This window comes from Devosia sp. RR2S18, assembly GCF_030177755.1.
GTDB lineage: Bacteria > Pseudomonadota > Alphaproteobacteria > Rhizobiales > Devosiaceae > Devosia > Devosia rhizosphaerae.
On sequence record NZ_CP126539.1, the window covers coordinates 3668618 to 3682509 of the forward strand.

Annotated in this window: 16 protein-coding genes; 7 read left to right on the top strand and 9 right to left on the bottom strand. The window is 62.1% G+C overall.

The window, feature by feature from the left end:
- The first annotated feature begins 40 nt into the window (after window positions 1-40).
- On the top strand, window positions 41-1564 hold the full coding sequence (gene ilvA, locus QOV41_RS18175) for a threonine ammonia-lyase, biosynthetic (protein ID WP_284578281.1): 1524 nt from the start codon (window positions 41-43) through the stop codon (window positions 1562-1564).
- 194 nt (window positions 1565-1758) lie between these two features.
- Window positions 1759-2997 carry a hypothetical protein gene (locus QOV41_RS18180; RefSeq protein ID WP_284578283.1) on the top strand — a complete coding sequence of 413 codons (1239 nt, stop codon included), beginning with the start codon at window positions 1759-1761 and terminating at the stop codon, window positions 2995-2997.
- Window positions 2998-3037: 40 nt separating this feature from the next.
- Here QOV41_RS18180 and QOV41_RS18185 read toward each other — a convergent pair whose 3' ends face one another.
- Window positions 3038-4915, bottom strand: coding sequence for an ABC transporter ATP-binding protein (locus QOV41_RS18185; RefSeq protein ID WP_284578285.1), 1878 nt, complete (start codon window positions 4913-4915; stop codon window positions 3038-3040).
- A 66-nt stretch (window positions 4916-4981) separates the two neighbouring features.
- On the bottom strand, window positions 4982-5971 hold the full coding sequence (locus QOV41_RS18190) for a potassium channel beta subunit family protein (RefSeq protein ID WP_284578287.1): 990 nt from the start codon (window positions 5969-5971) through the stop codon (window positions 4982-4984).
- Window positions 5972-6145: 174 nt separating this feature from the next.
- Here QOV41_RS18190 and QOV41_RS18195 point away from each other — a divergent pair, with 174 nt between their 5' ends.
- Window positions 6146-6514 carry a VOC family protein gene (locus QOV41_RS18195; protein ID WP_284578289.1) on the top strand — a complete coding sequence of 123 codons (369 nt, stop codon included), beginning with the start codon at window positions 6146-6148 and terminating at the stop codon, window positions 6512-6514.
- A 3-nt stretch (window positions 6515-6517) separates the two neighbouring features.
- Here QOV41_RS18195 and QOV41_RS18200 read toward each other — a convergent pair whose 3' ends face one another.
- The 4 genes from QOV41_RS18200 to QOV41_RS18215 all read right to left on the bottom strand — a co-directional run bounded on the left by QOV41_RS18200 (window position 6518) and on the right by QOV41_RS18215 (window position 8794).
- Complete coding sequence (locus QOV41_RS18200) at window positions 6518-7222, bottom strand: pyrimidine 5'-nucleotidase (protein WP_284578291.1); 705 nt, start codon at window positions 7220-7222, stop codon at window positions 6518-6520.
- Between the two features lie 51 nt (window positions 7223-7273).
- Window positions 7274-8266 carry an acrylyl-CoA reductase family protein gene (locus QOV41_RS18205; protein ID WP_284578293.1) on the bottom strand — a complete coding sequence of 331 codons (993 nt, stop codon included), beginning with the start codon at window positions 8264-8266 and terminating at the stop codon, window positions 7274-7276.
- Between the two features lie 135 nt (window positions 8267-8401).
- Window positions 8402-8605, bottom strand: a complete 204-nt coding sequence (locus QOV41_RS18210; protein ID WP_284578295.1) for a hypothetical protein — start codon at window positions 8603-8605, stop codon at window positions 8402-8404.
- A gap of 3 nt (window positions 8606-8608) precedes the next feature.
- Window positions 8609-8794, bottom strand: coding sequence for a hypothetical protein (locus tag QOV41_RS18215; RefSeq protein WP_284578296.1), 186 nt, complete (start codon window positions 8792-8794; stop codon window positions 8609-8611).
- Window positions 8795-8983: 189 nt separating this feature from the next.
- On the opposite strand from QOV41_RS18215, the gene QOV41_RS18220 reads away from it, so the two are divergent.
- The 4 genes from QOV41_RS18220 (at window position 8984) to QOV41_RS18235 (ending at window position 10289) form a co-directional block, all read left to right on the top strand.
- Complete coding sequence (locus tag QOV41_RS18220; RefSeq protein WP_284578298.1) at window positions 8984-9517, top strand: DUF4142 domain-containing protein; 534 nt, start codon at window positions 8984-8986, stop codon at window positions 9515-9517.
- Window positions 9518-9534: 17 nt separating this feature from the next.
- Window positions 9535-9897 carry an SPW repeat domain-containing protein gene (locus QOV41_RS18225; RefSeq protein ID WP_284578299.1) on the top strand — a complete coding sequence of 121 codons (363 nt, stop codon included), beginning with the start codon at window positions 9535-9537 and terminating at the stop codon, window positions 9895-9897.
- Window positions 9894-10055: a hypothetical protein gene (locus tag QOV41_RS18230; RefSeq protein ID WP_284578301.1), complete on the top strand. Its 162-nt coding sequence runs from the start codon at window positions 9894-9896 to the stop codon at window positions 10053-10055. The genes QOV41_RS18225 and QOV41_RS18230 overlap by 4 nt, the downstream gene beginning before the upstream one ends.
- Before the next feature lie 87 nt (window positions 10056-10142).
- Window positions 10143-10289 carry a hypothetical protein gene (locus tag QOV41_RS18235; protein ID WP_284578302.1) on the top strand — a complete coding sequence of 49 codons (147 nt, stop codon included), beginning with the start codon at window positions 10143-10145 and terminating at the stop codon, window positions 10287-10289.
- Here the strand turns inward: QOV41_RS18235 and QOV41_RS18240 are convergent.
- The 3 genes from QOV41_RS18240 to QOV41_RS18250 form a co-directional block, all read right to left on the bottom strand.
- Window positions 10286-10681, bottom strand: a complete 396-nt coding sequence (locus QOV41_RS18240; protein ID WP_284578304.1) for a DUF1850 domain-containing protein — start codon at window positions 10679-10681, stop codon at window positions 10286-10288. The genes QOV41_RS18235 and QOV41_RS18240 overlap by 4 nt on opposite strands.
- Entirely contained in the window at window positions 10674-12776 is a 2103-nt protein-coding gene (locus QOV41_RS18245) for a TRAP transporter permease (RefSeq protein WP_284578305.1), read from the bottom strand. Before QOV41_RS18245 ends, QOV41_RS18240 begins: the two co-directional genes overlap by 8 nt.
- A gap of 67 nt (window positions 12777-12843) precedes the next feature.
- The gene (locus QOV41_RS18250; RefSeq protein ID WP_284578307.1) at window positions 12844-13803 is read right to left on the bottom strand and encodes a TAXI family TRAP transporter solute-binding subunit; all 960 of its coding nucleotides are present in this window, start codon (window positions 13801-13803) and stop codon (window positions 12844-12846) included.
- Window positions 13804-13892: the final 89 nt, after the last annotated feature.

The window sequence follows — 13892 nt, forward strand, 5'->3', positions numbered from 1 at the left end:
CGCAACCAGCGTTCCTCACCCGCCAAGTTGGAGTACCGCCATGCAGGACTATGTTCGCCGCATCCTCACCTCATCAGTCTATGAGGTCGCCGAGGAAACCCCGCTCGAAAAGATGCCGCTCTTGTCAGCGCGGTTGGGTGCGGACGTGCTGCTCAAGCGCGAGGACATGCAGCCGGTCTTTTCCTTCAAGATCCGCGGCGCCCACAACCGCATTGCGCAGCTGACCGCCGAAGAGCGGGCACGCGGCGTTATCTGTGCGTCTGCCGGCAACCATGCCCAGGGCGTTGCCCTGTCGGCGACGCGGCTGGGCATCCGTGCCATCATCGTCATGCCTACGACGACGCCTGTCATCAAGGTGGGGGCGGTGCGCCGTCTGGGCGGCGAAGTGGTGCTGTTCGGCGATGGCTTCGATGCGGCGCGTGCCCATGCGGCCGAACTGGCGGAAAGCCATGGATACGTTGTCGTTCATCCGTTCGACGATCCCGATGTGATCGCCGGCCAAGGTACGATCGGCATGGAGTTGTTGCGCCAGCACCCCGGTGATATCGGCGCCATCTATGTGCCGGTGGGCGGCGGTGGCCTCGCGGCTGGGATTGCCGCTTTCGTAAAATTCCTCCGCCCCGACATTCGCGTCATCGGGGTCGAGCCCGAAGAAGCCGCCAGCATGAAGGCTGCCATCACGGCAGGCCACCCCGTTGCGCTCGACCAGGTCGGGCTCTTCGCCGATGGCGTGGCGGTGCGGCAAGTGGGTACCGAGACGTTCCGGCTTTGTCGCGAGCTGCTCGACGATATCGTCACCGTAACCGCCGACGAGATCTGCGCGGCCATCAAGGACATTTTCGATGACATGCGCGCCATCGCCGAACCCGCAGGAGCTCTGGCGCTCGCCGGTTTGCGCCGGCAGGTGGAGCGGGGCGAAGCGCCGCGCGGCGCCCTCATCGCCATCAACTCGGGCGCCAATGTAAATTTCGACCGCTTGCGCTATGTCGCCGAGCGTGCCGAGATCGGGGAACGGGCGGAGGCGCTGTTCGCGGTCGAAATCCCCGAGCGCCCCGGCAGCTATCGGGCTTTTATTCGCCTCTTGGGACAGCGCTCCATCACCGAGTTCAACTACCGCTATGCCCATGGCGCCACGGCCCGCATTTTCGTGGGCATTAAACTGGGGCGCGGCGACGCGGAAAAGCGCGAAATCATCAGCATGCTCGAGGCCCATGGGCTTGCTGTTACGGATATGACCGACAACGAGGTCGCCAAGCTCCACGTCCGCTACATGGTGGGCGGCAGGGTGGCTGACCTTGTGGACGAACATGTCTACCGGTTCCAGTTTCCCGAACGCCCCGGTGCGCTGCTCAAGTTCCTCGAAGGCCTGACCGACGCCTGGAACATTTCCCTCTTCCACTACCGCAATCACGGTGCCGATTATGGCCGTGTGCTGGTGGGGGTGCAGGTACCGCCCGCAACGCGTGCCGATTTCATCGCCCATATCGACGCGGTCGGCTTCCCCTATTGGGACGAAACGGCGAACCCGGCCTATAAGCAGTTTCTCGAGCACGCCGGCGGCTGAAGCAACAAACCGCCGTCACAGCTTTGTCGTGCCTCCTATGCTCCAATAACACTCGTGCGATTGCTCGGAACGATTGGCGCTTCCATCTATTGCAATCGCTGAGACCGAACGTCATCTGCAAAGGGCGCGGCATGGTTCGGCTAAAGAACCACTGAGCGCCCAACGAACACACCAGAACACAGCCGGAGAAGAGCATGAGGATCACCAGAACTGCCACCATGATGCTGTTGGCAACGACCGCCACGGCTACCCTGATGCAGCCTGCCCAGGCGCTGGAAGCGCAGGCCTTCGTCGATCGCGTCGAAGAAGTCTACCGCCATTTCGGCTACGATCTGGAATTCGGCCCCGCTACTTTGGATGGCGATACCATTACGGTCGAAGGCGTCACGGCCAACCTCGTGGATGAAGAGGAAGACCATGAGGATGTCACCACCGAGACAACCTTCACCTTCTCTGGCGTAACCGAACGCGAAGACGGCAGCTATCTGGTCGACAGCCTCACCGTTCCGGACCTCGACACCCCCATCAACGCCGAGCCTCCCGGCCACATAACCCTAGCCGATATTCGTGCCGAAGGGCTCTACATTCCTGCTGGAGAGCCGACCGCAACGGACGGACTGCAGCTGGTTGAAAGCATCTCCACCGGTCCACTCGCCATCACGCGCGAAGGCGAAGAGGTCATCACCATGGACTCGCTGGTCGCCTCCAGCACCTTCGATCCTGAACTCGGTGCCGAGGATCTCCAATCCGTCACCTCCGAGCTGGCCATTACCGGCCTGTGGGCTGACCTTGTAACCCTAAACGACGTGGTAGACGGCGATGCCGAGACCATGCTGGAAGAAGTCGGATTGAGCGAAATCAGCGGCGACGTCACCCAGACGCTGTCCTGGTCGCTCGATGATGGCCACATGGTCATGGACGAATTCCTGTTCGATTTCGCCGATCTGGGTTCGCTCAACATCACCTTCGATGTCACCGGCGTGACCCCCGAACTGCTCGAAGAAGTTAACGCCATGGGCGAGATGAACGCCGAGAGCGACGAGGAACTTAGCGAAGAAGAGGCGCAGGCCCAGATGATGCAGGGCATGGCGCTGATGCAGAATGTGGAGATCGCCTCGGCCTCGATCCGCTATGACGACGCCTCGCTGGTAGGTAATCTCCTCGACTATTACGCCGAGAAGGCGGGCGTTGACCGTGCCACTTTCGTCGAGACGCTGCAGGCCCAGGCTGCAAACATGCTGGCTGGCGTCGGTGTAGCGTCGCTGGCAGACCTCTTGGATCCGGCCATCGACAACTTCCTTGACGATCCGCAGAGCCTGGAAATCTCCGTCAACCCGGCGAACCCCACCTCGCTCCTCGTCCTGATGGCGGCTGCGGCTAATCCCGAAGGCCTCATCACGGCCCTCAATCTGACAGTTGACGTGAACGAATAAGCCATCGACAAAGGCCCTCCCGTCGGGAGGGCCTTTTTCTTTACCGGTAGCCCGCCGCCTGGAGCTCGAAGAGTTCGGCATAGCGGCCCGCCCGCGCCAGCAGCTCCTCATGCGTGCCGGCCTCCAAGATCCCCCCATCTTCTAGAACCAAAATGCGATCGGCCATGCGCACGGTCGAGAAGCGATGCGAGATGATGACGGCTGTCTTCCCCGCGGCGAGGCCCTTGAAACGGGCAAACACATCCGCCTCGGCCTGGGCGTCGAGGGCGGCCGTTGGTTCGTCGAGGATGATGAGCTCGGCGTCGCGCATATAGGCGCGGGCGATCGCCACCTTCTGCCACTCCCCGCCCGACAGGTCTCGGCCCTTCTTGAACAACCGGCCCAGCTGCTGGTCATAACCTTGCGGCAGCTTGGCGATGACCTGGTCGGCAAGGCTGTTTTCGGCGGCGCTCTCGATCCGGCCTTGCTCGTGCTGCGCCTCGATGCGCCCCACCCCGATGTTCTCACGAGCGGTCAGCGAATAGCGGATAAAGTCCTGGAAGATCACCCCGATATGGGTGTGAATGTCGGCGACCGCGAAATCGCGCAGATCGATCCCATCAACAGTGATGCGCCCTTCATCGGGGTCATAGAGGCGTGTCAGTAGTTTCACGATGGTGGTCTTGCCCGCGCCATTCTCACCCACCAGCGCCAACGTTTCACTGGCCGCCAGGGTGAAGCTGAGATGGCGGATCGCCCAGGCATCACTCTCAGGATAGCGAAAGCCCACGTTGTCGAAGACGATGCCCTGCCGGATCGGGGCCGGAAAAGGCTTGGGCTCGCCCGGCGAGAGAATGGTCGGTTCGATTTCGAAGAAGGAGAAGAGATCGTCGAGGTAGAGCGACTGTCCCGCGATCTGGGTAAAGCCCAGCAGGATGCGTTGGAAGAGGCCGTTGAGCCGCAGGAACGATCCGGACAGGAAGGCCAGGTCCCCGATGGAAAAGACACCGGTAATGGTGCGCCAAACGATAAAGCCATAGGCGCCGTAATAGGTGATCGTGGCAATGGCGGCGAAGAGACCGCCCCAGCTGGCCCGCTGGATGGCAATGCTACGGTTCTCGACGAAGATCTGGTTGGCGAGCGTGCGAAACCGCGCCACGAGAAAGCCACCCAGCCCGAAAAGCTTGATCTCCTTGGCGGTTTCGGCACTAGCACCGATATGGCGGATATACTCGAGCTCCCGCCGCTCGGGCGTGCGCCAGCGCGACAGGTAATAGGCCAGTGTGTTGAACCGCGTCTCGCCCCAGATGGACGGCACGAAAGAAAGCGGCAACAGCAGAACAAGCCAGGGTGCATAGGCAAAAAGACCGGCTGCCAATGTGATGACAGTGATAATATCCTGCGCCTGTCCGAAGACCTGGCTCAGAAGCGCGTTGCGCCCGGCGGCCTGTCGGCGGGCCCGCTCCAATCGATCCTGATATTCGGCGGATTCGAAATGCATGAGATCGAGCCTGGCCGCGTGGGCCATCAGCTCGACACTCACGGTATTGGAGTGGAGTTCGGCGAGGATAGAGTCGACAAGCCCGGTGGCGCGGTTCAGGACATCGGACACCAGTACGAGGCCGAATTCGATCGCCAGCAGCAGAGCGACCGTGGAGAGCACGCCGCTTTTCCACCACGCACCGAAATCGCCACCCGGTGGAGTGATGCCGGTCAGGCGCACGACCTCATCGATGATAAGCTTGCCGACATAGAGCATCGCCAGCGGCTGGAACGCCGCTACGAGCCTCAGGCCAATGCTGGCGGACGTCAGAAACCGGCTGGTGCGCCAGATCTGCGCCAGGAGACGTCCCAGATGGCGTAGATTGTTGAGGCGCTCGCGAAAGCTGGGCGCATTCTCGGGGACGGGCGGCGGGCGGCGCCCGGGAAGGTCGGTCATTGTGGCACGATAGCCGGGCGCCTCAAGGAGGGAAAGCGGGGACGCAATCGCCCCCGCCGCATAGGCTTAGAAGCGGCGCGGCTCGGCAGGCTTGTTGCCCATGATCGCTTCGATCTGCTCCAGCACGTCCGGCGTCAGCTTGTCCTTGGCCTCAAGCGCTGAAAGATTGTCCTCCAGTTGCGCCTTCTTGGAGGCACCCAGGATTACCGTGGACACATGCGGGTTGCGCAGGCACCAGAGCAGCGCCAAATGATGAATGGGCAGCCCGATTTGCTTGCCCAGATCGGCAAGCTGGCGGATCTTAGCGAGCTTTCCCTGCCCCGCTTCGCTGGTCCACTCTTTCTTCAGCCACTCATAGCCGGGCAGATTGAAACGGCTGTCCTCGGGGATGCCGTCATTATATTTGCCGGTCAGGGCGCCCGAAGCTAGTGGCGACCAGATGGTGGTGCCCAGGCCCATGAGATCGTAGAGCGGCAGGTAGTCGCCCTCGACCTTCTCGCGTACGAAAAGATTGTACTGCGGCTGCTCCATTACTGGCGGCGTGATCTTGAGGTCCTTGGCCACCGCCCAGGCCTCTGTCAGCTGCTGAGCGCTCCACTCGGAGGTCCCCCAATAGAGCACCTTGCCCTGGGTGATGAGGTTGTGCATCGCCCAGACGGTTTCCTCGATAGGCGTGTCGATATCAGGCCGATGGCAGAAATAAAGATCGAGATAGTCTACGCGCAGGCGCTTGAGCGCAGCATGGCAGGCCTCGGTGACGTGCTTTTTGGACAGCCCGCGTTGCGTTGGCTTGTCGCCACCCCAGAAAACCTTTGAGGACACCGAATAACTGTCGCGGCTCCAGCCGAGCTTTTCGAGTGCTGCACCCATCAGCGCTTCGGACTCCCCGGCCTCGTACCCTTCGGCATTGTCGAAGAAGTTGATGCCTGCGTCATAGGCGAGGCTCATCAACGCCATGGCTTCGCTCTCGTCCACCTGCTTGCCGAAGGTGACCCAGCTGCCAAGCGAGAGTTCGCTGACCTTGAGGCCGGATTTACCCAAGCGACGATATTCCATGATAGTTTCCCTGAGGTTGGGCGGCTCCCCGCCGCTGGTCCATCGGTCTTTGCCGATGGACTAAGTGTTAGCGCCCTGTGGCGATGGGTGCAAGGCAACGGCCTTGTCCCTGTCATCAACTCGTGCGCAGCATTGCGAGTTGCCAAACGAGAGAACACGGAAAGGAATAGACCTATGCTCAAGGACAAGGACTCAGCCGCGATTGTCGCGGTCAGCGACATCGCTCGCGCGCGCGAGTTCTACGGGAATACGCTGGGGCTCGAACTGATCCAGGGCGACGACTTTGTGCTCGAATACCGGACGGGCGAGACCTCGCTCGTGGTCTACGTCTCTGAATATGCCGGCACCAACAAGGCTAATGCCGTGGTTTGGGCCGTGGGCGAAGAGATCGACGCGATCGTCGAAGACCTACGCTCCAAAGGCGTTCATTTCGAGCATTACGATGGCATGAAGCGCGAGGGCGACATTCACAAGGATGGCGACTTCAAGATGGTCTGGTTCAAGGACCCCGACGGCAACTTCCTTCACCTCAACAGCATGTAGAGATCAGGGCAACTCGCGCAGAAACCGCGCCAGGTCCTCGGTTACGTGATGCACATGCGGACCGCTGGCACGTCCGAGCTCCCACGCATCCACCTGCTCGTGGACGAAATCGGCAGCAGCCACGACATGCACCGTGCCCATGCCGACCTCGTGTGGCACCACGAGGTTCTTTTCGAGATCGTCGAACATCACCGCTCGCGTTGGATCGATCCCGTGGGCGGAGAAGAAGCCGTCATAAGCCTGCCGATGCGGCTTGGGCACAAAGGTCATGGCCCGGATATCGTGCACATGCTCGAAGAGCTCGTCTCCTCCCAGCCGGCGCAACACGGAGCGAGCGTGGCCGGTGTCGCCATTGGTGAGGATGAACTTGCGACCCGGTAAGGCCCGGATGGCCTCCACCAAATCTGGGTGCGGGTCGACCGGCGCATAGTCGATGGCGTGCACCGTATTGAGGAAATGATCGGGATCGATCTTGTGCCGCTGCATGAGGCCATTCAGCGTCGTGCCATAGTCGCGATAATAGCCCTTCTGCAGTTCGCGTGCGGCGGCAAACTCGAGCTGCGTCACCTCCATCACGTAGTTCGTGATGAGCACGTCGATTTGTGCAAAGAGGTTGCAGCTGCGCGGGTAAAGCGTGTTGTCGAGATCGAATACCCAGTCGGTGACGTGGGACAAGCTGCGGACGAGGTTCGGCGTCAAATCATTCATCGCGCCACTATGCGGGAGAAAGGTGAAGCCTTCATCTAACGTGTTCGTGGCCTAGGCGCCCGGTTGCACGACCAGCCGCCCTCGCACTTGGCCCTGGAGTATCTCGGCTGCCCGAGCGGGTAGGTCTTCCAGCCGCGCTTCCTCGGTCATCGGGCTGTACGCACCGAAATCGAAGGTGTCGGCAATCCTCTGCCAGGCTGCAACCCGCGCGGCATAGGGCTGCATCACACTATCGATGCCAAGCAGCGACACCCCCCGGAGAATGAATGGCAGTACATTGGTCTCAAGCGTTATACCAGCTGCGTTGCCGATGCTGGCCACCGCCCCGCCATAGGCAATTTGCTTGAGGAGCTTGCCCAAGACTGCTCCGCCAACATTGTCCACCGCTGCCGCCCATTGCGCTGACTCGAGCGGCTTGTCGGGAGCTGCGAGGAACTCGCCGCGATCGACCACCCGAGCTGCTCCCAATTGCTTGAGCGCTTCGGCATGTTCGGGCCTCCCCGAAAGCGCTGCAACCGAATAGCCCAACCGCGCCAGGAGCGAAGTCGCAATCGAACCCACACCTCCCGCCGCCCCGGTGACCAATACTTCTCCCGCAGAAAGCGTTAGCCCCGCCTGCTCCAGCCGCTCGATGGCGAGCATGGCGGTCAGTCCGGCCGTGCCCACCACCATTGCCTCGCGCGTCGAAAGCCGCTCCGGCAGCGGCACCAGCCAATCGGCCTTGACCCGCGCCTGTTCGGCAAAGCCTCCCCAGTGGGTCTCGCCCACGCGCCACCCGGTGAGAATGACTGCCTGCCCCGGCGCATAGCGCTTGTCGGCGCTCTCGCGCACGCGACCGGCCAAATCGACGCCCGCGATATGGGGATAGCTGCGCACCAGCCCACCTGCCCCGGTAAGGCAAAGGCCGTCCTTGTAGTTGAAACCGGCCCACTCCACGTCGACCGTCACATCGCCCTTGGGCAGCCGCTCCTCGGCGAGTTCCTCCACGGCCGAACTCACCTGGCCTGCCGCGTCCTTGTTGGTCACCAGCGCGCGGAAACTCATGGGCTTCACCTCCCTGCTCTGTGCTGAAGCTTGGCACGGTACACCCCGCATCGCCACCCTGCGCCGGAAAGCGATGATGAAAAAGGCCCCGAACACCAGGAGGTGCCGGGGCCGAGGGCCAGATCGGTTATGCCGCTAGCTCTTGTCGCGCGGATCGTGCGTATGCTTGCTGTCGCGCACGCCGCCACCACCCGAAACATCGGAGTCGCGCGTGTTGGTGGGCGCACCGGGCTCAGGCCCGCGCCCTTCAGTGGGATCGGGCAGATCGGGCCGCTGGTGGCTGCTGCCGGGTCCGCCATGGTGGCGGTTCGCGGTGTCGTTCTTGTCGGAAGTGGACATGGATCACCTATCCTGCTGGTAACCCTGATGGGTGGTGTTCTGCTTGCTGTTGCCCTGGCGGCCCTGCTGATCGAAGTTGCGATCGGCGCGGCTAGCCTTCTTATCGGCCACGTCGTGGAGGTTTTTATCTCCACCGGGACCGGCTGGGCTCTGGTTCTCGGGAGGAATGGGCGGCAAGTGCTTGCTCATGGTCAGTCTCCTTTGCTCAGGGACTAAACCCCCGGCGCATCGTGCCTGTTCCAAATCGTGACTCACGTTTTGGTTGGCTGGCCAGCCCCAGCGGTCCCTAAAGCGCTGTCACGGTTAGCTTAGGTGAGTGACGGAACAAGAGGTTGGGTTCGGCGCTTTTGGTGGACCTAACCATTAGGATACCTCCCCATGTTGATCAGATCCCTTTTCCTTGGCACCGCCCTTATCATGGCCGCACCGGCCGTTGCCCAGGATACAACCGCGCCGATGGCTGCCACCGCCATGCCGGCTGCCGAAATCACCGATCCGGCGCAGTTTGCCACCATGGCCGCTAGCAGCAACATGCTCGAGATCGAGTCCAGCACCCTGGCGCTCGAGCAGTCGCAGAACGAAGATGTGCGCGCGTTCGCCGAGCAGATGATCGCCGACCACACCGCCGCCAGCGAACAGATGGCAACCGCCGCAGCCGAAGAAGGCGTCACCCCGCCGATGGGCCTGCAGCCACACCACCAGGAAATGCTCGACAGCCTGACCGGCCTTGAAGGCGAGCAGTTCGACGCAGCCTATATGCAGCTGCAGGTGCAGGCGCATGACGAAGCCGTTGTCCTGTTCGAAACTTACTCGACCCAAGACGAAGACGGTGCGCTGAAGGAATTTGCTGTCGCCACCCTGCCAGTGCTCGAAGAGCACCAGGAACATGCCCATAGCATGACCGGCCACTAAGCCCTAGGAGCCACAGGATGGCTATCATCTCCACGCGCGCTCATGGCGTGCTGGATTATCTAAGCGGAGCGGCGCTGATTGCAGCGCCGTTCCTGCTTGGCTTCGCAAATGGCGGCCCTGCGCAATGGGTGCCCATCATCATTGGCGTGCTCACGATCCTCTCCAGCTTGGCAACCAAATACGAGTTGGGGGCGGTCCACCTGATACCCTTCCGGGTGCATCTGGTCTTGGATGTGCTGATGGGCGTCGTGCTCTTGGCCTCGCCGCTGGTTTTTGGCTTCACCGACCAGATTTGGTGGCCACATGTGCTGTTCGGGGTGATCTATATTCTGGTTCCGGCATTGACCCGCAAGGTCGAGCCGGACGGAGTCTATTCATGACCGACAAGCCAAAAAGCCAAGACAAGAAGCAGCCCAAGGACAACCCACCGCCTGCGGGACCGCATGCGCGGCCCGATCTCGTGGACGAGAGCAAGACGCCCGGGACCGGTGCCCTGCCCGACAAGAAGGGTGGCGAGGCCGATGTCGGCAGCGAATAGTCGATGCCCTCCCACCTACTTGCACCGGCCTCGTGCAACCGAGCCGCGGCGATAGGGTTTACCGAACGGAATAACTGCGAGGACCCGATGAAGCCCAAGAGCATTGCCGCCATTGTCGCCATCATAGTTGTGCTCGGCATCGTCGCCGCCGTCGTTAGCGTTTGGCAGAGCACAGGGGTGGATCGCGATGTGACGACACCTGCATCGCTCGAGAGCCAATCGGTTGATCCCTAGCGCTGGTCGAGCGGCTCGCAAGTCTCGTCCGCGGCTGGCCAGATCTCTATGGGCTTCGATGCGGCCGCGCCCAGTTCCAGGCATTCCCCTTGGGCGCAGAAGGTCCACCCGGTGCCCGTAGCCCCGGAGGCACCGAGGACCAGTTTTGGGATGAGCGGCAGGTCGGGCCGGTAGTGCCAGGCGTTCCCCACGCGGCGGGCATTGTCGGGCAGCTCCATGCCGGCACCACTCGATTCGATGCTCGCCCCCACCAGCTCCAGTCCCTTCTCCTGCACCACCCACTGCTCCCACCACTGGGTCTTTTCCGCCGAGTGCGTCCAGGACAAGGTGAAGCTCGCGGCGGCAAGGGTCAGCACCTTGCCAGCGGCCAGAACGCAAAGCGGGTCACTCACCCCCGGCAACCGCCGCGCGCGCTTGCCGGCCCGCCAGCAGGTGCCAGGCGATGACGATAATGGCGCCGACCAGCCCCAATCCATCCGATACAGGCAACGCGATGATCAGCAGGAAGGCGGACACCATGGCTAGCGCCCGCTCGGGCAAGCCCATGCGATGCTGGAAGAAACCGATCACGGCCGCACCCCAAAGGCCGATGCCGAGCGCAGTCTTGCCCGCAGCGTAGGCAACGGCAGGGTAGAACCCGATTTGCTCCGCCAAGGCCCCGCTCTGGAACATCAATTCGGGGGTAAAGACCGCAATAAAGGGAATGATGAACCCGGCTAGAGCAATCTTGATGGCTTCCAGCGAAATCTTGAGCCCGCTTTCGCGCGCAATCGGCGCCGCTGCGAAACAAGCCAGCGCCACGGGCGGCGTCAGATCGGCGAGAATGCCGAAATAGAACACGAACATGTGGCTGACGATCAGCGGCACGCCCAAAGCCAGAAGAGCCGGACCGGCAATTGTGGCGGTGATGATGTAGTTCGGCACCGTTGGGATGCCCATGCCAAGCAGCAGGCAAGTGAGCATGGTCATCACCAGCGACAGGAGCAAATTGCTCTCGCCGACCTGGACGATGAATTGACCAAAGGTGTTAGCCATACCCGTTAGTGTCATCGTGCCGATGATGATGCCAACGATGGCGCAGGCGATACCCACCGGCAGGGCGGTTCGGGCGCCCTCGGCCAACGAGTCCCGGCACAGTGCTAGGGTTTCGCGCCCGCCCCGGCTCAGGGCATTGACCAAGATCAGGAGTGCAACCGCCGAGAGCAGCACGTTGGTCCCAAAGCGCAGGAAGGCAGCGGCGACCAGCGCAAGCCCTATCCAGAAGATGTAGCGGATCACCGTTCCCGGCAGCTTCAGCGCCACCGAACCGCCCAGGATCAGCAGCACAGTCAGCGCTAGGCCGATGGTACCGGCATAAAGTGGAGTGTAGCCGGAGAACAGCAGATAGATGAGCCCGATCAACGGCAGCAGCAAAAACCACTGCCGCCGGATAGCGGCCCAGGGCGAAGGCAGTTCGCTCGCAGGAAGGCCATGGAGCCCACGCTTGCCGGCTTCAAGATGCACCATCCAGAACGCCGAAGCGAAATAGAGCAGCGCCGGGATCAGCGCGGCTTTGACGATCTCGATATATTCGACCCCGATGGTCTCGGCCATGATGAAGGCGACGGCGCCCATGACCGGCGGCATCAATTGTGCGCCCATGGAGGAGGTGGACTCGACGCCGCCCGCGAAGGCAGGGCGATAGCCGAAACGCTTCATCAGCGGGATGGTGAATTGGCCGGTCGTCACGACATTGGCGACGCCGGAGCCGGAAATGGTGCCCATCAGCCCCGAAGAGATTACCGCCACCTTGCCCGCGCCACCTTGCGAATGGCCGACAAGGCCGAGCGAAACGTCGGTGAATAGCCGGATCATGCCGGCGCGTTCGAGAAAGGACCCAAACAGGATGAACAGGAAAATATAGGTCGACGAGACCAGGACCGGAATGCCGTAAATGCCTTCGGTGCCATAGGCCATGTGATCGATCACTTGGTCGAAGCCATAGCCCCGATGGTTGAGGGGCGAGGGCAGATACTGTCCCAGAAAGCAGTAGGCGAGGAAGGCGCCGCAGATAATCGGCAGGGCCGGCCCCATGACCAGCCAGGTGGCCGCAAACAGCGTTGCCAGAGCAAGCACGCCCATGGCGAGGTCGATGTCGCTGGGATTGCCTGCCCGCGTAATAAGCGGCCGATACTGAAAATACTGGTAGAGTGCCACGCTGAAGGAAGCAGCTGCCAAAGCCCAGGCGACCGCCTTCCAGGCGGGCTTAGCGTCCCGGCTGGCGGCAATCAGGGGGAAGCAGAGGGCCAACAGGAAGCCGACGTGGAAAGCCCGGACCACTTGGCTCGGCAGGGTCAGCAGATGGGCGGCCGTCGCGATCTGGAACAGCGAGAACACCACCGCAAACCAGAACAGCACGCGCCCCTCGAGCGAAAGGGGGAAGCCGCGCGCCAGAGGGTCACGAAAATGCGGATCGGCCGCTTCGGCCTCAAGCGCGCTCTGCGCCATAGATCTCGCCTCCAGAATGGACGGATAGAAGGAGAGGCCGCGTCCGGCTAGGACGCGGCCTCGATCCTTATTGGACGCCAGCTTCCTGGTAGTAGCGCTCGGCGCCCGGATGGAGCGGGATGGCGAGGCCATCCAGCGCCGTGTCGAGCGAGATGTCGCGTGCCGCAGCGTGGGCGGCCACCATCTGGTCGAGGTTCTCGAACATGAGCTTGGTCATCTGATAGGCGGTCTCGTCGCTGACCCCGGCATGGGTGACGAGCTGATTGCCCACTGCGGCCGTGCTCACATCCTCGTCCTGCCCCTCATAGGTGCCGGCCGGAATGACGGTCGCCACATAGGGTGCGCCGATCGACTCCACAACGTCAGCGGGAACTTCCACGATGGTGATCGGCATGGTCGCGGCAAGATCCTTGATGAAGGCCACGCCCAGCCCCGAGGACTGCAGGGTGGCGTCGAGCTGCCGGTTCTTGATGAGTTCGGCCGATTCCGCATAGGGGAGATATTCCACCAAAGCGAGATCGTCATAGCTCATCCCGGCAGCTGCCAGGATGGCGCGGGCGTTGAGTTCGGTCCCCGAAGCCGGTGCGCCCACCGACACGCGCTTGCCGGCCAAATCCGCAACGGTCTCGATGCCGGACTCTTCGGAGGCCACGATCTGGATGTAGTTGGGATAGATCGCGGCGATGGCGCGAATGTCGGTCAGCGGTTCGCTGAAGCCCACCTCTTCATTACCCTCCCAGGCGAAGGCGACGGAATCGCCCAGCGCGAAAGCGATTTCGCCGCGTTGATCCTGCAGCAGGTTGAGGTTTTCGACGGAAGCCTTGGTGGACTGCACCTGGGTGCGAACACCATCCATGTTGGCGCCATACATCTCCGAAAGGGCAACGCCGAGCGGATAATAGACGCCCGAAGTGCCGCCGGTCAGCACGTTGATGAATTCCTGCGCCTTGCTGGCGACCGTCGCCCCACCCAGGAGCGAGAGGGCGAGCGTGGTCCCGGCGAGTAGCCGAAGGGGCTGGCGGATCATGCAAATTCCTCCTGTTGCATGTCTGGTTCTTGCCGGCCGCCTCCTCAGATGGCCGGAACGAGCAACGATCCTTCCTTGTAGCTGGACGC